This is a genomic window from Ruegeria sp. A4 (genome assembly GCF_056543025.1).
Window position 1 is genome coordinate 383,004 of the sequence record NZ_JBQGAW010000001.1, and the last position, 20,940, is coordinate 403,943.

The window sequence follows — 20,940 nt, forward strand, 5'->3', positions numbered from 1 at the left end:
TTGGCCAAGTTATAACTGGCATTTTTCCCAAGATCACGTCATTCACGTTTAAATGAGCGAAATTAAGCATAACACACATTCAACAGACACACAGGGTGGTTTTGATCTGCACAAAACCGTGGTTCTGGTGGGGATGATGGGGGCTGGCAAAACTGCGGTGGGTCGCGCGTTGGCCGCACGTCTGGGTGTTCCGTTTCTGGACAGCGATGCCGAGATCGAATCAGCCGCCAACATGACCATTCCTGAAATCTTTGAGCGTGACGGCGAACCTTTCTTTCGCACCAAGGAATCGCAGGTCATCGGGCGCTTGCTGGATGAACAAAAAGGCATTCTTTCAACGGGTGGGGGGGCGTTTCTCCAGCCGGAAAACCGTCGCATCATCGCCGAAAAGGGCGCTGCCGTCTGGCTGCGCGCGGATCTGAATGTTCTGTGGAACCGTGTGCGCCACAAAGACACCCGTCCTCTGCTGCGCACCGACGATCCCTATGCGACGCTGAAATCCCTCTACGAGGCCCGCGTGCCGGTTTATGCTCAGGCCGATCTGACAGTGGATTCGGATGGCGAGACCTCGATCGAAAATATGGTAGGCCGCGTTGTCGACGCTCTGTTGGCGCGCCCTGATGTTTTGGAACTCAAATAAATGCACCAAACAGTACATGTGGACCTGGGTGACCGATCCTATGATGTTGAAATCGGTCCGGATCTTCTGACGCGGGCGGGGGGCTGGATATCACCACTTCTGGCCCGGCCAAAAGTCGCGGTTCTGACGGATGAAAACGTGGCCGGTCTGCATCTTGAGGCACTGCGCGCCGGGCTGAATGCCGCGGGGATCGAGATGACCGCGCTGGCGCTGCCCGCCGGAGAGGCAACCAAAAGCTGGCCGCATTTCGAGCGCGCTGTCGAGTGGCTGCTCGCAGAAAAAGTCGAACGCCGGGATGTCGTCGTGGCCTTGGGGGGCGGCGTCATCGGAGACCTGGCAGGCTTTGCAGCGGCGGTTTTGCGGCGCGGTGTTCGCTTTGTGCAGATTCCAACGTCATTGCTGGCGCAAGTGGACAGCTCGGTCGGTGGAAAGACCGGGATCAACGCACCACAGGGCAAAAACCTGATCGGTGCGTTTCATCAACCCGCGCTGGTTCTGGCGGACACCTCTGTCCTGGGGACAATGACCCAAAGAGACTTCTTGTCAGGCTATGGCGAGGTCGTGAAATACGGATTGCTTGGCGATGCGAAATTCTTTGATTGGCTTGAGGCGCACGGGCCAAGCGTTTCTTCGGGTGACATGGCGGCCCGTGTGCACGCGGTGACGCGCTCGGTGCAAATGAAGGCCGACATCGTCGCGCGGGATGAAACCGAACAAGGTGACAGGGCTCTTCTCAATCTGGGGCACACCTTCTGCCACGCCCTGGAGGCCGCGACGGGTTATTCCGACCGCCTTCTGCATGGCGAAGGTGTGGCAATTGGCTGCGCGCTGGCGTTTGAGTTGTCATCGCGCCTGGGTTTGTGTTCGCAAGAGGACCCAAGCCGGGTGCGCGCGCATTTGCGTGCGATGGGGATGAAGACGGATCTGGCCGATATTCCGGGCGAATTGCCAAGCGCCGAGGCGCTGGTGGATCTTATGGGACAGGACAAGAAAGTCGTGGATGGCCAGCTTCGGTTTATTCTGGCGCGTGGGATCGGAGAAGCGTTCGTGACCTCAGATGTGCCGAAAGATGCGGTTCTTTCGGTCCTGTCGGATGCGCTTGCCACGGCTTGACCTGAATGCCTAGCGCCCCTGAATGACCATCAGTTCACCGATGTTCTCGCGTGTGATGTAACCCATCATGCGACCACCCCGAGTGACCACAGCGATGGCCGGAGCGCCGTTGTGCAAGTGCTCCAGAACGGTCTCGAGCCCGGTGGTAAGCGAAACCGAGGGGACCGCCGCGTCCATGATCGACGTGGCGGGCGCTGATCTGGGTTGGTCACTTGCCAGCGCAGCAAACAGCCGTTCACGCGTGACGAATCCCAGCAAGGCCTGGCTTGAGTCCAATACAGGGAATTCGTGTTGCGTGGTGTGGATCACGGCTTGCGCCGCAGTACTCAGCGTATCGTCGGGGGAAAGCGCGTGAAACTCGGTGATCATCGCGTCCCGGGCCAGTACCCGGCGCGCTGCGGAGCGCAGGGCGACGTCCTGGCTTTCGGCGTTGGCGGCGATGAACACGAACACGGCGATGAGCACGAGAAACGGGTTGCCTGAACTCAGCCCCAAAAAACCCAGACCCACCGCAACGATCTGACCTCCGACCGCAGCCACGCGTGTTGCTTTGACGCGGTCCATGCGCAGGCATAGAAGGGCGCGGAATACGCGCCCTCCGTCCATGGGGAAGGCCGGGATCATGTTGAATACGGCCAGCAGCAGGTTGATGTAGGCCAGCCTGTTCAGAAACTCGATACCCGGTGAATCGATCTGGGAAAGCGTCTCGATCGGCACTCCCGCTCCGAAGGCGACCAGTATGACCCAGATCACGATGTTCACCGCCGGACCTGCAAGTGCCACAAGCACTTCTTGCATCGGTTTTTCCGGCATCCTTTCAAGTCGGGCCAACCCGCCGATCGGCAACAGTGTTATGTCTGGGGTCTTAATTCCAAAGCGCCGCGCCATGAGGGCATGACCGAATTCATGCGCGACCACACAGGCAAACAAGGCCAGAACAAACAACAGGTTGTCTATGGCGGCCGGCAGGCCACCGGCGGAATAGGCGGCAAAGCCTACCCAGGCCAGAAGCAGGAAAAACGTGACATGGACCCTCAGTTCGGACCCGAGCAACCGGCCGAGAGAAAAGGACCATGTCATGTCGTGTCTCCGAATTTTCTAGAACGGAATCTCGTCGTCGTCGATTCCACCCGATGCCGGTGCCGGGGAACTGGACGGACCGCCGTAAGGATCTCCGTACCCGCTGCCACCGGCTTGGCCGCCGCCGTAACCACCGCCGCTGCCGCCGCCTTCGCCGCGGCTGTCGAGCAAGGTCAATTCACCGCGGTAGGGGCGCAGAACAACCTCGGTTGTATAACGGTCTTGCCCGGACTGATCCTGCCATTTTCGGGTTTCCAGCTGGCCTTCGATATAAACCTTGCTGCCTTTGCGCAGGTATTGCTCTGCAATACGGGCCAGCGGTTCCGAGAAGATTGCGACCGAGTGCCATTCCGTGCGTTCGCGGCGTTCGCCCGTGTTGCGGTCTTTCCAGTTCTCTGACGTGGCAATGCGCAGATTGCAAACCTTTCCGCCGTTCTGGAACGACCGGACCTCGGGGTCGCGGCCAAGATTACCTACCAGAATGACCTTGTTGACTGAACCCGCCATGTAATTCCTCGTTCTGTTTTCGCGTATGTGCGCCGAATCTGGCGCGACTTGTTTCGTGAGACCCTATACGGCCTGCATCATGGATGAAAACAGTAGATACAACAGTGTTGGGCAAGAGTCTTACTTTGGTCTTTACCAAGCTTTCATTTTTTCTGGGAATACCTATAATCCGACTGGTTTCTTATCGAGCAGGATAGGCATTGATGCGTTCTTGGGTTGCTGGGTTTTCTGTTGTCTGCCTTGTGCTGGCCGTTTTGCCTGTGCAGGCGCAAACTCTGTCTACCAAAAGCCGCAAGGATATCTTCCTCAAACAGTCCAAGATTCTGGATTCCCGTGCGGCGACGCAGTATCGCGATTCCGCGCGGTTGAAACCAAAGACATCCCGTGCGCATACCGGCAAGCGATATACTGGCAAGTATCGCGGCCAGTATCTGGATCTGGCGAAACAGGCTGCCCGCCTTCACAACATTCCCGAAGACTTGTTCCTGCGCCTTGTTCAGCAGGAAAGCGGATGGAACCCGCATGCGAAGTCTCACAAGGGTGCTCTGGGATTGGCGCAATTGATGCCTCAGACCGCCGAGCTTCTGGGGGTCAACCCGCATGACCCCAAACAGAATCTCGAAGGTGGGGCCAGATACCTGTCCTGGCAGTATCGCAAGTTCAAATCCTGGCCACTGGCTTTGGCCGCCTACAATGCCGGCCCAAAAGCGGTGGAAAAGCATGGCGGCATTCCGCCATACAAGGAAACCCAGAACTACGTGAAGGTAATCTGGGGCGGTTAAACCCGATGCCGCGGCGCAGAACGTCCGGTTCTTGATCAGGCTCAACCAGTCCAACTAATCTGAAAGGGTATCGTCCAGTAACTGGTGAGGTCGCCTCATGCCTGTTGACCACCCTGAGATTCCGCAAGAAACGCTGGCCAACTGGCAGCAACTGGTTGATCTGGTCGCGGAATTGGCGGATGTGCCCGCAAGCCTGATCATGAAAACCGACGCACCGGATCACGCGGTGCTGATCACCTCGGATCATCCCGAAAACCCGTATCCGGTTGGTTTGAGTTTCCAGTTGAATCCCAAACTTTATTGTCAGGGCGTCCTGCAACGGGACGGAGAACTGGTGGTTGAGGATGCAGCCTGCGATCCGGTTTGGGCCGACAATGACGATCTGGAACATGGGATGACATTTTACATCGGCCTGCCGCTGAAATGGCCCGATGGATCGGTGTTCGGAACGATTTGTGTTCTGGATCGCAAGCAGAACCGGCGTGCCTTGTTGTTCCGCGAAGGGTTGGCGCAGTTCGCACGCATGGTCGAGTCGGATTTGGCTTTGTTGCAAGAGGTTTACCTGCGCCGCGCGCTGGAAGAGAAGCTCAACGAAACACTGGCGCAGCTTGAAACCCGTGTCGCGGATCGCACCCGTGAATTGCAGGAAACCAACACGGCGCTGCGCGTCCTGCTGTCCAGTCTGGATGATGAACGCAAAAACCGCGATCACGAAATTGTCGAACAGGTGCGCGGCCGAGTGCTGCCCTATCTGGAAAAGGTTCGAACGCAGCTTTCCGGGGACGAAGCGCAGTATGTCTATCTTGAGTTGGCCGAGAAGAACCTGAACGAGATCACGTCTTCATTGTCGGACAAACTGACGGATGCGTTTGCAGCAATGACTCCGACCGAGATCGAGATTGCGCAGATGGTCATGTTTGGAAAAACGACCAAGGACATCGCCAAGGCCCTGTCCCGAGAAACATCGACAATCGATTTTCACCGCAACAACATTCGCCGCAAGCTGGGCCTTGAAGGGCGCAGCCAGAACTTGCGCAGTCATTTGCTCTCGATTTCATGAACATGGAATATGGGGTTTTCCCCCATATTCCGCCCCCATTTTTTCGGTCTGAGCCAATATGCCCTGGCTTGTTACCTTTGGTTGGGACGTGCGGAAAACCTGCACATGTCCAACAGAGAGGTACACAAAAATGGATCGCAAAGATCTGGAACCAACCATCCTGAACGGCGACAAGGATCATCTGGCGCCGGGGCTGTCTCGCCGGTCGTTCTTTATGGCGGCGGGGGCTGCCGGTGTCGGCGCGACTGCTTCCGTACTGGGCGCAGGACCGGTTCAGGCGCAGTCTCAGGCGTGGCTACAGCCGGGCAACAACAACCACGTGATCGATCTGCAAGGCGCAACGGGTCAGGCCAGCACCGGGCCAGTTGGCATCGACTATTATGGTCATTGTGCGATCAAGATCACCTCGCCCAATGGCGCAACAGTGCTGTTTGATCCCTGGCGCGACGATCCGTCGGGCGCATGGGGGCTTTGGTTCCGCAACGAATTCCCGCAAATCCCGGTGGATATCACCCTGTCGACCCATGCCCATTTTGATCACGATGCGATTGATCGCCCAAGTTCGACCATGGTGCTGGATCGCATGGTAGGCAATTTCGAGTTTGCAGACATCAAGATCACCGGTTTTGCCGACAAACACGCCTGCGTCGCGCCGGGATGGTATGACTGGACCAATGCGCTGGCCGAGTTCGGTGTGGAAGCCTGCCCGCCGAACAACGTGGGCCACATGGATATGGTCGTCTATCTGGTCGAGACCGGCGGCATACGAACGCTGATCTGGGGCGACAACCGCCACAACCCGCCACAGGAGTTCTGGGACGCGATCGGACGGGTGGACGTTCTGACGCTGCCGGTTGATGGCTCGGAACATATCCTCAGCTTCGATCAGGGCAACGACATCGTATCTAAGCTCAAGCCCAAGGTGATCATCCCCACACATTACCTTAACGAGGTCACATCCTACACGCTGACCACTCTGCAATCTGCCGACGACTGGGTGAAGGGGCAGCAGAGTTACAAGATGCTCGACAGTGCCAGCCTTCAGCTTGAAGCCGGTGACATTGCGGGAATGAACCAGGAATTCATACATTTCGGCAACAATGTCATGACCGGCTGACGAATTACCGGGGTCGCCACTCACGCCACTCCCAAGCGCCGCCTGTCTCCCCAAGAAACCACGGCGCCAAAAGAAAGGGCCGGTCCCTGACCGGCCCTTTTTCAAGGTTCAGAAACGGGTTTACTCCGCCGCGACTTTGATCACCGGCTCCATCCGGGCCAGTATATCTTCGGCCAGGTGGCATTTGATCTGGTGCCCATCCGCCAGCGTCTGCACCGGCGGCACGTGGGATTCGCACCGACCGTCAGGCACCTCGGATTTCCATCGGCAACGCGTCTGGAACGGACAGCCTGGTGGCGGGTTCATGGCCGATGGAATATCGCCTTCCAGAACGATATGCTGCTTTTCGATCGAGGTATCGGCAATCGGAACCGCGCTCAGCAGCGCCTCGGTATAGGGGTGATAGGGCGGGGCAAAGACCTGATCCGTGGTGCCCAACTCCACAACATGGCCCAGATACATCACCATGACCCGGTCGCTGAGGTAACGCACGATGGACAGATCGTGGCTGATGAAAAGCAACGTGGTCTTGTGCTGTCGCTGGATCTCCATCAACAGATCCGTCACGGCAGCCTGAACCGACACATCCAGCGCCGAGACGGGTTCGTCCGCCACAACGATACGCGCATCGCCGGCAAAGGCGCGCGCGATACCCACGCGCTGTTTCTGCCCACCGGACAGCTGTCGCGGCATCCTGTCCGCAAAGGCGCGCGGCAGCTTCACCAGATCAAGCAGTTCCAGCATCCGCTTCTTGCGCTCGGCTTCAGAGTTTCCGACACCGAAGATTTCAAGCGCCCGGATGATCTGACGGCCAACGGTCATCGACGGATTCAGCGTGTCGAACGGGTTCTGGAAAACCATCTGAACTTCGCCGATCGTCTTGGCATCGCGTTCTTCGATGGGCACCTGTTCGATGTTGCGGTTGTCCAGCAGGATCTGCCCGTCTGTGGCCGTCTCCAACCCCATAAGGACCTTGGCGAAGGTGGACTTGCCGCAGCCGGATTCCCCCACGATGGCCAGTGTCTCGGATTCGTGCGCCTCGAAGCTGAGCGTTTCGTTGGCTTTCACCACCTTCTTCTCACCGCCGCCAAACAAGGCATTTGCCGCAACCTCGTAATATTTCTTGAGGTTGTCCATTTTCAGAACCGTTCGGCCAATCTCACCCTTTTCTTTCTGATCGGCCAGCGCAAGTGGGGCGTTCCAGTCGATTTCCTGGAATTTAAGGCAGCGGGTGTGGTGCCGGTCATTTCCGGGAACGGCCTCCATCAGGATTTCCTTCGCGTCACAGCGCCCCTCTTCGAAATAGTCGCAGCGCGGTCCGAAGTTGCAACCCGGAGGCCGCTCGTGGGGCAATGGGAAGTTCCCCGGAATAGCCACCAGCGGACGCGTGTTCTTGTCAGCCCCCGGCAGCGGGATCGAACGGAACAGCGCCTGTGTATAAGGGTGCTGCATCTCGTCGAACACATCCTTGATCGAGCCACGCTCGACCGCTTCACCCGAATACATGACGCAAAGACGGTCGCAGGTTTCCAGAACCAGCCCGAGATTGTGCGAGATGAACAACATCGAGGTGCCGTATTTCTTGCCCAGATCCTTGACCAGTTCGACCACGGCGGCCTCGACGGTCACGTCCAAAGCTGTTGTCGGCTCGTCCAGGATCAACAACGCCGGTTTCGACATCAGCGCCATCGCAATCACGATCCGCTGCTGCTGACCACCCGACAGTTGGTGCGGAAACGAATTCAACATCCGCTCGGGGTCTGGCAGGCGAACATCCGTCACCACTTCCAGCGCGCGGGAATAAGCCTCTTCCTGACTTACCCCCTCGTGGATCATCGGCACTTCCATCAATTGTTTGCCGATCTTCATCGCCGGATTCAGCGATGCCATCGGCTCCTGATAGATCATCGCGATTTCATTGCCGCGAATGTCGCGCAACTCTTCGGCCGACATCTCTGCCAGATCGCGGCCCTTGAACTTTATCGTGCCTCCGACGATGCGACCGTTCTTGCCAAGATCCTGCATCACGCCCAGTGCCACGGTCGATTTGCCACAACCGGATTCACCAACCAGCCCCACGGCTTCGCCGGGCTCTACGCTGACCGAGAAATCCATCACGGCGGGGATTTCCCGCAGGCGGGTAAAGAATGAGATGGACAGCTTGTCGATCTCCAGGATCGGGCCGTCATAATCCGCCATTTTGCTCATTTTGCTTACTCCTCACCAAATGCGGGGATCCCCTTCATCTGGCCAAAAATATCCCGGGGGGTCCGGGGGGCTGGCCCCCCGGCCTCGATCACATCAGTCCTTCAGGCTTTCCTCGCGAAGGCCGTCAGCCAGCAGGTTCAGACCAAGAACCAGCGACAGCAGGGCAAAGGCAGGAGGAAGGGCAGGGTGCAGGTAGATCGACAGCAGCTTGCGCCCCTCGTTGATCGTGGATCCCCAGTCCGGGCTTTCCGGTGGAAGGCCCAGTCCGAAGAAGCCCAAAGTCCCCAGAAGAATGGTGGTGTAACCGATGCGCAGACAGAAATCGACGATCAGAGGGCCACGGGCGTTGGGCAGGATTTCCCAAAGCATGATGTACCACGGCCCTTCGCCGCGTGTCTGGGCCGCAGCCACGTAATCGCGGGTTTTGATGTCCAGCGCCAGGCCGCGCACGATACGGAAGACCGTGGGCGAGTTGACGAAGACCACCGAGACGAACACCACCAGAATACCGCCGGGGATATCGAACAGGTCCAGATAGGTCGGCAGGCCCCAGATCCGGTAGGCGTCGGTATTGATGATGTAGCCACCGGTCGAAATCAGCGACAGATAGAGCCAGATCGCAACACCCAGAACACCGATCAGCAACGGCGTACGGAAATTCGGGCGCGTGTAATAGCGTGAATTCAGCAATACGCCGATGAACAGGATCGGGAACACGAACAACACGGCCGCCATGTAGTTCGGCACCCCGGTCGCCACGATTTCCGGCGTCACCAGCAGGTAGAACAGCAGGATCACGGGGAAGGCGAGGATCAGGTTGGCGAGGAAGGACAGGAACGTATCAAAACGTCCCCCATAGTAGCCGGCGGGAAGCCCCAGCGTAATGCCGACCATAAAGGCGAACATCGTTGCCAGCGGTGCAATCTGCACCACAACCCAGGCCCCCTTGACCATCCGGCTGAATACGTCACGCGCCAGATTGTCACCGCCCAGAAGATACCAGGCATACTCGCCGTCCTCCAGATTTGGCAGAGGCGTTCCCGGCACTTTGTTCTTCATGCCAGAGATCTGTGTCAGCGGGTCATGGGTCACGATCAGATCAAGCGCGCCGAAGATGCCGGTAAAGACCCAGAACATCACAAGGCCAAAGCCGATCATTCCGATGGGACTGTCATACAGTTTGCCGTACAACCCCAACCGTCGTTTGAAGGCGATGGACATGGCGAACATGATGATCAGCGCGACCCATACAGGCAGGAATTGCTGGGAAATAGCGCCGATGATCCCTGCGCCAGTGCCCATCAGGATGCCCAGCACCAGATAAGCCACGGCCAATCCCACGCTGGCAAGGAAACTGTAATGCAGCACAAGCTGGATCAATCCACGGACACCGCCGCCAGAACTGACGGATCCATCCGGATTCACGACAATCTGCTGTTCAGGCAAAAAGATACTGGCGATGATCCAGACCAGGATAGACAGGAAAAGTGCAGCCAGTGCGATCATCAGAAGCGGGTTCAGGAAGGCGATAGAGCCGGTCCAGGTTAGTGGTTCCATAATCTCACCCTCCTTATGAAATGCGAATGCGCGGGTTGAGGTAAACGTAGCCGATATCCGAGATCAGCTGCGTTATCAGAACCACGAAGACCGACACGACCGAGATCGCCAGCAGAAGCTGGATGTCGTTGTTGCCAGCGGCCTGAACCAGCGCCCAGCCGAAACCCTTGTAGTTGAACAGGGTTTCAACAATCACCACGCCGTTCAGCAGCCATGGGAACTGCAGCATGATAACCGTGAACGGCGCGATCAACGCGTTGCGCAAGGCGTGTTTCATGACGATGTTCGGGAACGAGACACCCTTCAGCCGTGCTGTCCGAATGTATTGCGCCGTCATCACTTCGGTCATCGAAGCGCGGGTCATCCGGGCGATATAGCCCATACCGTACAGCGCAATGGTGAGAACCGGCAGGAAGAAGTTTTCGAATGTCGGGTTCTCCATCGCTTGCGTCGCGGTTCCCTTGAACCATTTCAGCCCCACGGTGGACGAGGTGAAAATCGCGATGAAGATAACGCCCGATACGTATTCCGGCGTCGCTGTCGTGATGATTGAGAAGGTCGACAATGATCGATCCAGGGCTGATCCCTCTCGCATCCCGGCCAGTACACCAACGATCAGTGCAGATGGCACCATCAGGACCAAAACCCAAAACATCAGGTAACCTGTATTGCCCAAACGCTTGCCAACGATGGTTCCGACTTCTTCCTTGAAAACGGTTGAGTATCCCCAATCGCCCTGAAGAACACCACAATATCTTGCCGTATCCTCTGCCGTCGAACCGGGTCTTGTGCAGGTTCCCACGAACTGGCCATCTTCCAGGGTATTCTGGAACCCGGGCATCACGCCCAACCATTGGCCGTATTTAACGAGTGTCGGCTGCAAGTAGCCGCGGTTTTCCAACCAGGCTTCGACCTGCTCATCCGACATACGCTGGTTGCCCTGCGTTTTCGCCAGCTTTTCAAGGTTCGGGTATAGGTTGGTCAGGAAAAAGACGACGAATGTCAGACATAATGCCGTAAGCAGCATCACTCCGAACCGTCGTAGGATAAATAGTCCCATGGTGGCCCCTGTTGTTCAGGTATTCCGCAGATCATTGGACCATTTTCTGGCCTCGGACGTCCGACCCCGCGTCGGCAAGTCTGCGGCTGGAAAGGGGCGCCCGTGTCAGGCGCCCCTCGTGTGTGGATTGCAGTGCTTAGGCAGCCCAGCCCCACTTGTAGTGATGGTGTTCGAAGGTCACATGCATGTCGGTTCCAACAAGCCCCTCTTTCATGTGGCGATAGAGCGAGCGCCAATAGGGCTGAATAGTAACCCCATCCTCCTGAAGCAGTGCTTCGCCACGCGCCATGACTTCACGACGCTTGTCCGCGTCGGCAATGGCCAGCGCCTCTTCCAGAATGGCGTCAAACTCGGGGCTCGCATAGCCGAACTCGTTCCAGGCTTCGCCCGTACGATAAGCAAGCGCCCAAATCTGAACACCCAACGGACGCGGGTTCCAGTTGGTCGAGCTGAACGGGTACTTGGCCCAGTCGTTCCAGAAGGTATTGCCCGGCAGAACGGTCCGCTTGACCTTGATCCCGGCATCGCGCAGCTGCGCGGCAACGGCATCTGTGGTGTTGCGACGCCAGTCATCGTCGATCGAGATGATCTCGTGCTCGAAATCTCCGAAACCGGCTTCGTCCATCAACGCCTTGGCTGCTGCGGGATCAACCTTTTGCGGCGGAAGCTCGGCATATTCTGGATGCAGCGGCGCCACGTGATGGTTCTCCGCCGGCGCTCCGCGACCGCCGTAGCCCAGTTCCAGACATACTGAATTGTCTACGGCCATCTGAAGGGCCTGCCGGACACGTTTGTCCGCATAAGGCTTTTGCCCGTCGATCTCGGCCAGTTGGTTGGGACGAATAACGATGGTCGCGGCGGTTACCACTTCTGACTTCACATAGCCAAGCCCGTCCATCACGTCGATGAATTCACCCACCGATTCATACAGCATGTCGACTTCGTCGGATTCCAGCGCTGCCAACCAGGCAGAAGGATCGGTTCCGTAGTCGATGTACTCGATACGGTCCAGGGCAGGGCGGCCATACACTTCTTCGCCCCACCAGGTGTGATCCGGGTTGCGAACGAGAACGGCTTTAACGCCAACCTCAAGTTCGTCCATCAGATATGGGCCGGTTCCCACATTGTTCAGCAGGTCAGTCTCGCTGAACGAGCTGTGAACAATCGCGCCGGGATAGTCGGCCATGCCCGGAATAAGGGTGATATCCGGCTTAGGCAGGTTCAGTTTGACCGTGGTTGCGTCGACGACTTCGATGACACCCTCACCGGCCTGACCGGTATCCGCGTCAATCAGGGTTGCAAAGCGGCCCGCCATCGAGTTGGTTTCCGAGCTCTTGTCACACCAGCGCGCGATGTTGCGGGCAACGTCGTCAGCCGTGAAATCGTCGCCATTGTTCCACTTGACGCCCGGACGGACATTCAGAGTGTAAACGGTCGCGTCGTCGTTGACTTCCCAGCTTTCCAGCAGCATGCCACGGAACGATCCGTCCGAGTTGTACTCGACCAGATATTCCAGCGTGCCGCGCGTCACGTTTGCGATCTGCGACCAGTCATAGGTTCTGGGATCTTTGAGGGCGCGGACTTCTTGCTGCACACGCAGCGTGCCGCCTTCCTGCTTTGCTGTTTCGGCCAAAGCAGGTGTCGGCAATCCGATCATGCCATAGGCCGCTGCGGCAGTAACCCCAAGACTGGTTGCGCGTGTCATGAATTCCCTTCGGCTTAGCTTGCCGTCGCGGTATTCCTGAGCGTGCATCGCTGCCGCCCAGTGCACCTTGTCTTCGGTGGATACGGTATTCGTCATGGATGTCTCCCTGTGACACTGATTTTGTTGATTGATTATGGCTCTACGCGACCCGGTTTCTTTCGGTCGCCAGAGTGAAGGATTTTGTTTTTTGGACTCTGTTCATCCCCATGTCGTTATTCGGCACCAGATTTCAGATAAGGTCAATGTTCGAAATCGTCATAAGTAGTACAAAAACGACATTCGCGATCAGTTGAAGTCGTGGAGAAGCATTTCTTCTGGCAGCCCAAAGCGATGCCGGTTTCCCCATTGTTTTCTTAGTTTGTTAAGGGAAATCGCAGCAAATCATTAAGTTCTCTTAAGCTTTGAGACTTGGCGGCGCCTTGCTTTTGCTAAGTCAAAAGAGCCGGGTACTAACGGGTACTAACAAGAGGGATCGACGTGATTCCAGGCCTTCATTCGGGCGCGAAACCAGGTACGCTGACGCTTGGCGAATTGCCGCGTCGCAATGGTTGCGCGCTCTCGCGCCTGATCCAAAGTCATCGTGCCGTCCAGATATGCCCTGAGTTCCGGCACGCCTATGGCCTTGCAGGCCGGAAGGGTGGGATCGAACCGGTCCTGCATGGCGCGCACTTCTTCGATCGCGCCCTGTTCCAGCATCTGGTCAAAGCGGCGTTCTATCCTGTTCAGCAGCCATGCTTTATCAACGTCAAAAACGATTGGTAGGGTCTCGTTCAACCGAAGTGCCGGTGGGGGCGTTTCGGCTTGCCAGGACAACAGGCTGCGACCTGTGGCGCGCTGCACCTCCCATGCGCGTTGCACGCGGGCGCGGTTGTGTATGTCCAGCTTTGCAAGCGTGTCTGCATCGACCCCCTCCAAAAGGTCTGCCATGGGCATCTGATCGGCCTCGGCCCGAACTTCGGGTGGCGTCGCAGGAATTTGGGCCATGCCTTCGGTCAGGGCCGAGAAATACAATCCCGTCCCACCGACGATGATCGGGCGCTGGTGCCCCGTTAGCAGGGGCAGGACCTCGCGCAGCCAATGGCCGGTGGAATAATCCTGATCATAGGCGACGTGCCCGTACAACAGATGCGGCGCGCGGGCTTCTTCCTGGGCGGATGGCCGGGCCGAGATGACGCGCCAGCAGTCATAAACCTGGCTTGCATCCGCATTGACGATAACCCCGCCATGCCGTTCGGCGATCTCCAGCGCCAGCGCTGATTTCCCGGATGCCGTAGGCCCCGCGATCAGAACCGGCTTGTCGTCCGGAACAGGCGGCAGTTGCCGAAAAAGCAGGTCTGTTGATCGCCGGGTCATGCGCGGTTGCCTCCATCCTCACCAACCGCATTGAACCTGCGGAGCTTTTGCTTCATTTTGCGCCGGAAATTAACCCCGTGCCAGCCCGGAGCGCAACATGAGCCTTTCCCCTTCTTCTGAAACAGCCGAGACCCCGAAAACAAAGTACAATCGGGTCATGTTGAAAATCTCAGGCGAAGCATTGATGGGGGATCAGGGATTCGGCTTGCACCCGCCAACCGTTCAACGCATCGCGCAAGAAGTGAAATCGGTTCACGATCTGGGCGTTGAGATTTGCATGGTCATCGGTGGCGGAAACATTTTTCGCGGCCTGAGCGGTTCAGCCCAAGGCATGGAGCGGACAACGGCGGATTATATGGGTATGTTGGCCACGGTGATGAACGCGCTGGGGATGCAATCCGCACTGGAAGAGATCGGAGTGTTCACCCGCGTGATCTCGGCCATTCGCATGGACGAGGTGTGCGAACCCTATATCCGCCGCCGGGCTGTTCGGCACCTCGAGAAGAAGAGGGTCTGTATTTTCGCCGCCGGTACTGGCAACCCGTATTTCACGACAGACACCGCAGCCACCCTGCGCGCGAACGAAATGGCGTGCGAGGCGATCTTCATGGGCAAAAACGGAGTGGATGGCGTGTATGACAAAGACCCTGCGGAACATGCTGACGCCGTACGCTATGATACCGTGACCTATGATGACGTGCTGGCCAAACGGTTGCGGGTCATGGATGCTTCGGCCATTGCCTTGGCACGCGACAACAATCTGCCCCTGATCGTCTTCGGGCTTGATGAGCCCGGCGGCTTCCGAGGAATTCTCGCGGGCGAGGGGACCTATACCAAGGTTCAGGGTTGAAGCCAGAGGAGGCGCCCGACGATTCCGCAAGCTCTCAAAGCCCCAGCGTTGAGCCGGGGCTTTTGCGTTTTGCTTTCGCTTGACGGTTGTGGGCGGCCCTGTCTAAGTATCGTTGTCCTTCCAAGACGAAGGGCTGCCCCGTGTTTCGTCGGCCAAAGGCCCAAGCACAGGCTGGGCTGGAAGACCTGCCATGATTTCTGAGGTGTCCGGAAACATGTGCGGGCATCTCATTGATCTGACTGCACAACTAAGGAGCAATGAGGCATGAGCTCTCTGGATATCGATTTCGTTCGGGCGCAGTTCCCGGCCTTTTCAGAACCCAGCCTGCAAGGGCAGGCGTTCTTCGAAAATGCAGGTGGGTCTTACACCTGCAAACCAGTGATCGACCGGCTGACGCGGTTCTACACGCAGCGCAAGGTTCAGCCTTACGCCCCATACGAGGCCAGCCGCCTTGCGGGCGCCGAAATGGACGAGGCGCGTGCGCGCATGGCTGCCATTCTGGGCGTCGACACGGATGAGCTGAGTTTTGGTCCTTCAACCACCCAGAACACCTATGTCCTGGCGCAGGCGTTCCGGCAATGGATGAAGCCCGGCGAGGCGATCGTCGTGACCAATCAGGATCACGAATCCAACTCTGGCCCATGGCGTCGTCTGGTCGAGGCCGGGATAGAGGTGAGGGAATGGCAGATCGACCCCGAAACCGGGTCGCTGAACCCTCAGGATCTGGAAAACATGCTGGACGAAAAAGTGCGTCTGGTCTGTTTTCCGCATTGCTCAAATGTCGTTGGCGAGATCAATCCGGTCACCGAGATCACTGCCATTGCGCATGCAGCGGGTGCGTTTGTCTGCGTCGATGGCGTATCCTACGCCCCGCACGGATTTCCGAATGTTGGCGATCTGGGGCCGGATATCTATTTGTTTTCTGCGTACAAGACCTATGGCCCGCATCAGGGGTGCATGGTCATCCGCCGCACATTGGGTGAGCTGTTGCCCAACCAGGCCCATTATTTCAACGGCAACGTCCTGTACAAGCGGTTCACCCCGGCTGGCCCCGATCACGCGCAGATTGCGGCCAGTGCAGGTATGGCGGATTATGTTGAGCTGCTTTGCGCCCACCATGGCGGGCCCGAGACGGGCGCGGCAGAGCGGGGCGTATTTGTCCACGATCTGATGCGATCACACGAAGAGTCGTTGCTGCAACCGGTTCTGGATGCGGTAAAGGATCGAAACGCTGTGCGCCTGATCGGTCCTTCCGACGCCAGTCGGCGCGCGCCCACCGTCGCGCTTTCGTTGAACCGTCCGGCTGAACCGGTTGCGGCGGAACTGGCGCAATACGGTGTCATGGCGGGTGGCGGAGACTTCTATGCGGTGCGCCCCTTGCAGGCGATGGGCGTCGACCCGGCGCAGGGTGTTTTGAGGGTCAGCTTCACCCACTACACCACAAAGCAGGAAATTGATCAGCTTTTAGAGGCTCTTGAGCGCGTTTTGTGATCCACTACTCTTGAGGGTGCGTAGAAATCAAAAAACCTCAAGGGCGTATTGTGAAGCAACAGCAGGCTCCGATCATTTTGTGGTTTCGACGGGACTTGCGTCTGTCGGACCACCCCGCGTTGACTGCAGCGGCCGAAAGTGGCCGTCCGGTCATTCCTTTGTTTATTCATGACCACCTCGTCGAACAGATGGGGGCCGCGCCGAAGTGGCGGTTGGGTTTGGGGTTGGAGGCTTTCACAGCGTCACTGGCCAATATGGGCAGCCGACTGATTTTCCGACGCGGCGAAGCACTTGAACAGGTGCAGCAGGTCATGGCCGAGACCGGCGCAACCTCCGTCTTCTGGTCTCGCGCTTACGATCCGGCCTCAATCGAACGCGACAAGAGGATCAAGTCTGCGCTTACAAAAGAAGGAGTGAGGGCAAAGTCATTTGCCGGGCATCTTCTTTTCGAACCCTGGACTGTCGCCACCAAGTCGGGGCATCCATTCAGGGTTTTCACGCCCATGTGGCGTGCGGTTCAGGGGCGGGATGTACAATTTCCCGACGCGCGGGTTGCCGATTTGCAGGCCCCGGTGTCGTGGCCCGCTTCTGACAAATTGAGCGATTGGCAGATGGGGGATGCCATGAACAGGGGCGCGGCCGTCGTTCGCCCTCATGTAAAACCCGGCGAACAGGCAGCTCTGGATCAGCTCGAGGCGTTTCTTGGGCGACTTTCCCACTATTCCAGCAACCGGGACAGGTTGGATCAGGACGGGACGTCCAACCTGTCGGAATACCTGTCTTTGGGTGAAATCGGGCCGCGTACAGTTTGGCATATGGTCCAAAGGGCCGCGCTGACTGGAACACCCGGTGCCGATGCCTATCTACGTCAACTCGTCTGGCGCGAGTTTGCCTATCACCTGATGTATCACACGCCCCAACTGGTGGCTTCCAACTGGAAGCCGGAATGGGACAGTTTTCCCTGGAATACTGATCCGGACCATCTCGAGGTTGCTGCGTGGCGGCAGGCCAGAACTGGAATACCTGTTGTCGATGCCGGGCTGCGGCAAATGTATGTGACGGGTCGAATGCACAACCGTGCGCGGATGATTGTCGCAAGCTATCTGACCAAGCATCTTATGACCCACTGGAAAATAGGGATGAATTGGTTTGAGGATTGCCTGATCGACTGGGATCCGGCCTGCAATGCCATGGGCTGGCAGTGGGTTGCTGGATCTGGGCCCGATGCATCCCCGTTTTTCCGGATTTTCAATCCCCAGACGCAAGCCGAGAAATTCGATCCCGATGGGAATTATACGCATCGTTGGATTGCCGAAGGTTATTCCGAACCCACCAAAACCGCCCTGTCGTATTTTGATGCCGTCCCGCGTTCATGGGGGCTGCGTCCGGATGCGGATTACCCCAAACCGATAGTCGAATTGCCCGAAGGGCGGACTCGCGCGTTGCGCGCATATGAAAGCCGAAAATCCCACTAAGGAACTGAAAACTTGCCAGAAACAATTTCGCCGCCTAGCTTTGTACGCGTACCGCAGAGGGGAGAGCGGATGATCCTGACGACGACCGAAGGGCAAAAAGACCTGCCCAGATATTTCGCCCAAGTCTTTAAAATGTTGAACCGGATGGAAACCGGGCGTCTTGATATCAGACTACCCGACGGTCGCACGTTTCGCGCAGAAGGCGCAAAGGCCGGGCCGGTGGCGCAGGTCGATATTCACGACGACGATGTCTTTGCGCGCCTGATCCGCGAGGGAGAACTGGGTTTCTCCGATGCGTATCTGGACGGACATTGGAGTACACCCGATCTGCGATCTTTCATGGATCTTGTGCATCTTGGAACCGAGACCGTTTATGACGGGTTTACGGGCCAGTTTCTGGTTCAGGCATACGAACGGCTGCGGTTCTGGCTGCACAGAAACAACAGGGCCCAAGCCAAAAAGAACATCTCGTATCACTACGATCTGGGTAACGAATTTTACAGTTCTTGGCTGGATGACACGATGACCTATTCCAGCGCGATTTTTGAGTCTGGGCAGGAAAGCCTCGAGAAGGCCCAGATCGCCAAATACGCAAGCCTTGTGGATGAGATGGGTGCCAAACCGGGTGATCATGTGCTGGAGATCGGATGTGGCTGGGGCGGCTTCGCGGAATATGCCGCAAAGGAACGAGGTTTGCGTGTCACCGGCCTGACCATCAGTGAGGAGCAATTCAAGTACGCCAAGGAACGTATTGAAAAAGCAGGTTTATCAGATCGGGTTGAATTCAAGCTGCAAGACTATCGGGATGAACGCGGGGTCTATGACGGCATCGCATCCATCGAAATGTTCGAGGCCGTGGGTCAGAAATACTGGCCGGTCTATTTCGAAACCGTTCGTGAGCGGTTGAAGCCCGGTGCCCAGGCAACCTTGCAAATCATCACGGTGGGTGATCATCGCTGGGATTTTTACAAGAACGGCGTTGATTTCATTCAGAAATATATCTTTCCCGGCGGGATGCTACCGTCGCCGACCATCCTGCGTCAGCAGATCGATCAGGCCGGGTTGAAAGTCGTGCGTTCGAAGGAATTCGGGAGAAGCTATGATCTGACTCTGCGCCGTTGGTATGAAACGTTCAACGACAAATGGGATCAGATCTCGGACATGGGGTTCGATGAGCGTTTCCGCCGCATGTGGAATTATTATTTGACTGCGTGCGGTGCGGCCTTTGACACGGGCAATTGCGATGTGACACAGATCACAATAGCAAAACCAAGTTAACTCACGGACCGTCACATGCCCACTGCCTCGCGTCTCGTCGCCGCTGTTTGTCTCGTCGTGCTGGCCTTTCTTGTTTCAAGCATGGTTATCGAAAACGGCGAAGAGGGTAAGGACTATGGTTACTTCACCTATGTGAATATGGCTCTTGGTGCGATCTGTGGTTGGAAAATCATGGGCAAGCGCGCTGGGCGTGGTTGGACAGCGGGAATTAATAACGGCCTGACCGGCGTTGCTTCGCTGGTTTTCTGGGCGCTGTTTGTGCAGGGGTGCTACCGCATGTTCGACCTTGCGATGCGCAATCGATATGGCGGCCCGTTCGAAGCTGTGATGGCCATTTTTTCGATTGGTATCGATTATGGCAAGCAGCTGATCTATCCCGAAATTCTGGTTGCACTCGCAATTGGCGCCGTTGTCGCCGGTCTGGCCACGGAACAGGCCAGCCGCAAATGGCGCTGAACCGTTTCGTCACAAGAGAGATTAAATTTGTCTGATTTGTTCTTCTATGGAACGTTGCGGTATCTGCCGCTGTTGCAGCGTGTCCTGGGTCGTCCGCTGAGTGAAATAACGTTTCACGCTGCCAAGCTGTGCGATCACGCGGTTCACGCGGTCCAGGGGCAGGATTTCCCGATGATCCTGCCCGCCAAGGGTGCCGCTGCCGAAGGCCTGCTGGTGCAGGGCCTGTCATCCGATGATCTGGCCAGACTGGCTTATTACGAAGGATCCTTCGACTATGAGCTGAAATCGTTGAATGTCATTCTGGAGGACGGGGGCGAAGCACAGGCACAGGTCTTTTTCCCGACCCCGGGCGCGTGGCAACCCGGTGAGTTGTGGTCGTTGCAGGGCTGGGCAGACAAATTGGGCGAGGTTACGGCGCTCGCCGCCGAAGAAGAAATGGCTTATTTCGGCAGAGTCGACCCCAAAACCATGGCGCGCAGCGTCCGCGCAATTCAAACCCGCGCCTGGGCAAAGATCATGGCCAGGCAACGACGAACCGGCGATCCGCGGAACATAGCCGAAGATGTAATCGTCCACCGTCATGAACGCGTTTACGTCGACTATTTCGGGATGGAGGAAATAGACCTTCAGCACCGGCAACATGACGGCAGCATGGGCCCCGTGCTGCACCGGGGCGGTTTGATGCAGGGCAGCGCGGTGTCCGTTCTGCCATATGACCCGATCCGCGACACCGTGCTTCTGGTCGAGCAGTTCAGACCGCCGGTGTTTTTGATCGATGATCCAGAGCCCTGGCTTTGGGAAGCGGTTGCCGGGATGATCGACCCCGGCGAAACGCCGGAACAGACGGCACATCGCGAAGCCATGGAGGAAGCCGGAGTTCGATTTGACAGGCTGGAATATGCGGGCGGGGCGTATTCCTCCAGCGGGTCGTCGACGGGTTTCATGTATCTCTATGTCGGGCTTGGCAACTTGACCCAGACAACCATCACCGGTGGCCTGGACACAGAAGGCGAAGATATTCGCAGTCGGATACTGCCGTTCGACGAGTTCATCGATATGACAGACCGTCATCTTTTCAAGGATTTGCAGCTGGTGTCTCTGGCTTACTGGCTGGCCCGCCATCGGGATCGTTTGCGCGCATGACTATCGCGCTTGTGGTCCCGGCAGTGCGCCTGTAAATCTTCGAAGATACCAAATGACAAGAGGCG

18 protein-coding genes are annotated in these 20,940 nt (G+C 57.4%); 11 read left to right on the top strand and 7 right to left on the bottom strand.

Translation table 11 applies throughout. The features are described 5' to 3' along the window. Positions 1-52: 52 nt before the first annotated feature. Complete coding sequence (locus ACR0E2_RS01855) at positions 53-640, top strand: shikimate kinase (RefSeq protein ID WP_171228605.1); 588 nt, start codon at positions 53-55, stop codon at positions 638-640. After that, on the top strand, positions 641-1,753 hold the full coding sequence (aroB, locus tag ACR0E2_RS01860; protein ID WP_480444915.1) for a 3-dehydroquinate synthase: 1,113 nt from the start codon (positions 641-643) through the stop codon (positions 1,751-1,753). Positions 1,754-1,762: 9 nt separating this feature from the next. On the opposite strand, the gene ACR0E2_RS01865 is transcribed toward aroB, so the two are convergent. Together ACR0E2_RS01865 and ssb are read right to left on the bottom strand one after the other, a co-directional pair. Further along, the gene (locus ACR0E2_RS01865) at positions 1,763-2,833 is read right to left on the bottom strand and encodes a site-2 protease family protein (RefSeq protein ID WP_480444916.1); all 1,071 of its coding nucleotides are present in this window, start codon (positions 2,831-2,833) and stop codon (positions 1,763-1,765) included. Between the two features lie 18 nt (positions 2,834-2,851). Further along, positions 2,852-3,340, bottom strand: coding sequence for a single-stranded DNA-binding protein (gene ssb / locus ACR0E2_RS01870; RefSeq protein ID WP_152457764.1), 489 nt, complete (start codon positions 3,338-3,340; stop codon positions 2,852-2,854). Positions 3,341-3,543: 203 nt separating this feature from the next. Here ssb and ACR0E2_RS01875 point away from each other — a divergent pair, with 203 nt between their 5' ends. The 3 genes from ACR0E2_RS01875 (at position 3,544) to ACR0E2_RS01885 (ending at position 6,299) form a co-directional block, all read left to right on the top strand. Beyond that, positions 3,544-4,122 (top strand): lytic transglycosylase domain-containing protein, encoded by a 579-nt coding sequence (locus ACR0E2_RS01875; RefSeq protein ID WP_152457765.1) that lies wholly within the window; start codon positions 3,544-3,546, stop codon positions 4,120-4,122. A 97-nt stretch (positions 4,123-4,219) separates the two neighbouring features. After that, on the top strand, positions 4,220-5,182 hold the full coding sequence (locus tag ACR0E2_RS01880; RefSeq protein WP_480444917.1) for a LuxR C-terminal-related transcriptional regulator: 963 nt from the start codon (positions 4,220-4,222) through the stop codon (positions 5,180-5,182). A gap of 130 nt (positions 5,183-5,312) precedes the next feature. Beyond that, positions 5,313-6,299: an MBL fold metallo-hydrolase gene (locus ACR0E2_RS01885; protein ID WP_480444918.1), complete on the top strand. Its 987-nt coding sequence runs from the start codon at positions 5,313-5,315 to the stop codon at positions 6,297-6,299. A gap of 120 nt (positions 6,300-6,419) precedes the next feature. On the opposite strand, the gene ACR0E2_RS01890 is transcribed toward ACR0E2_RS01885, so the two are convergent. From ACR0E2_RS01890 to miaA, 5 genes are all read right to left on the bottom strand, one after another. Further along, on the bottom strand, positions 6,420-8,507 hold the full coding sequence (locus tag ACR0E2_RS01890) for a dipeptide ABC transporter ATP-binding protein (protein ID WP_152457768.1): 2,088 nt from the start codon (positions 8,505-8,507) through the stop codon (positions 6,420-6,422). A gap of 93 nt (positions 8,508-8,600) precedes the next feature. Further along, a complete protein-coding gene (locus tag ACR0E2_RS01895; protein WP_171632930.1) occupies positions 8,601-10,064 on the bottom strand; it encodes an ABC transporter permease in 1,464 nt (487 codons plus the stop codon). Positions 10,065-10,077: 13 nt separating this feature from the next. Further along, positions 10,078-11,124, bottom strand: a complete 1,047-nt coding sequence (locus ACR0E2_RS01900; RefSeq protein WP_152457770.1) for an ABC transporter permease — start codon at positions 11,122-11,124, stop codon at positions 10,078-10,080. A gap of 136 nt (positions 11,125-11,260) precedes the next feature. Further along, positions 11,261-12,925, bottom strand: a complete 1,665-nt coding sequence (locus ACR0E2_RS01905; RefSeq protein ID WP_152457771.1) for an ABC transporter substrate-binding protein — start codon at positions 12,923-12,925, stop codon at positions 11,261-11,263. 363 nt (positions 12,926-13,288) lie between these two features. Next, positions 13,289-14,182: a tRNA (adenosine(37)-N6)-dimethylallyltransferase MiaA gene (gene miaA, locus ACR0E2_RS01910; RefSeq protein WP_480444920.1), complete on the bottom strand. Its 894-nt coding sequence runs from the start codon at positions 14,180-14,182 to the stop codon at positions 13,289-13,291. Positions 14,183-14,279: 97 nt separating this feature from the next. Here miaA and pyrH point away from each other — a divergent pair, with 97 nt between their 5' ends. The 6 genes from pyrH (at position 14,280) to ACR0E2_RS01940 (ending at position 20,875) form a co-directional block, all read left to right on the top strand. Beyond that, entirely contained in the window at positions 14,280-15,032 is a 753-nt protein-coding gene (pyrH, locus tag ACR0E2_RS01915) for a UMP kinase (protein WP_152457773.1), read from the top strand. Between the two features lie 264 nt (positions 15,033-15,296). Further along, positions 15,297-16,523: an aminotransferase class V-fold PLP-dependent enzyme gene (locus tag ACR0E2_RS01920; protein ID WP_480444922.1), complete on the top strand. Its 1,227-nt coding sequence runs from the start codon at positions 15,297-15,299 to the stop codon at positions 16,521-16,523. Positions 16,524-16,573: 50 nt separating this feature from the next. After that, positions 16,574-17,998 carry a cryptochrome/photolyase family protein gene (locus tag ACR0E2_RS01925; RefSeq protein WP_480444924.1) on the top strand — a complete coding sequence of 475 codons (1,425 nt, stop codon included), beginning with the start codon at positions 16,574-16,576 and terminating at the stop codon, positions 17,996-17,998. A gap of 69 nt (positions 17,999-18,067) precedes the next feature. Further along, the gene (locus ACR0E2_RS01930; protein WP_480444926.1) at positions 18,068-19,276 is read left to right on the top strand and encodes a class I SAM-dependent methyltransferase; all 1,209 of its coding nucleotides are present in this window, start codon (positions 18,068-18,070) and stop codon (positions 19,274-19,276) included. 15 nt (positions 19,277-19,291) lie between these two features. Further along, entirely contained in the window at positions 19,292-19,732 is a 441-nt protein-coding gene (locus ACR0E2_RS01935) for a TrgA family protein (protein ID WP_171228617.1), read from the top strand. 27 nt (positions 19,733-19,759) lie between these two features. Further along, entirely contained in the window at positions 19,760-20,875 is a 1,116-nt protein-coding gene (locus tag ACR0E2_RS01940) for an NUDIX domain-containing protein (RefSeq protein ID WP_480444928.1), read from the top strand. The last annotated feature ends 65 nt before the right edge of the window (positions 20,876-20,940 follow it).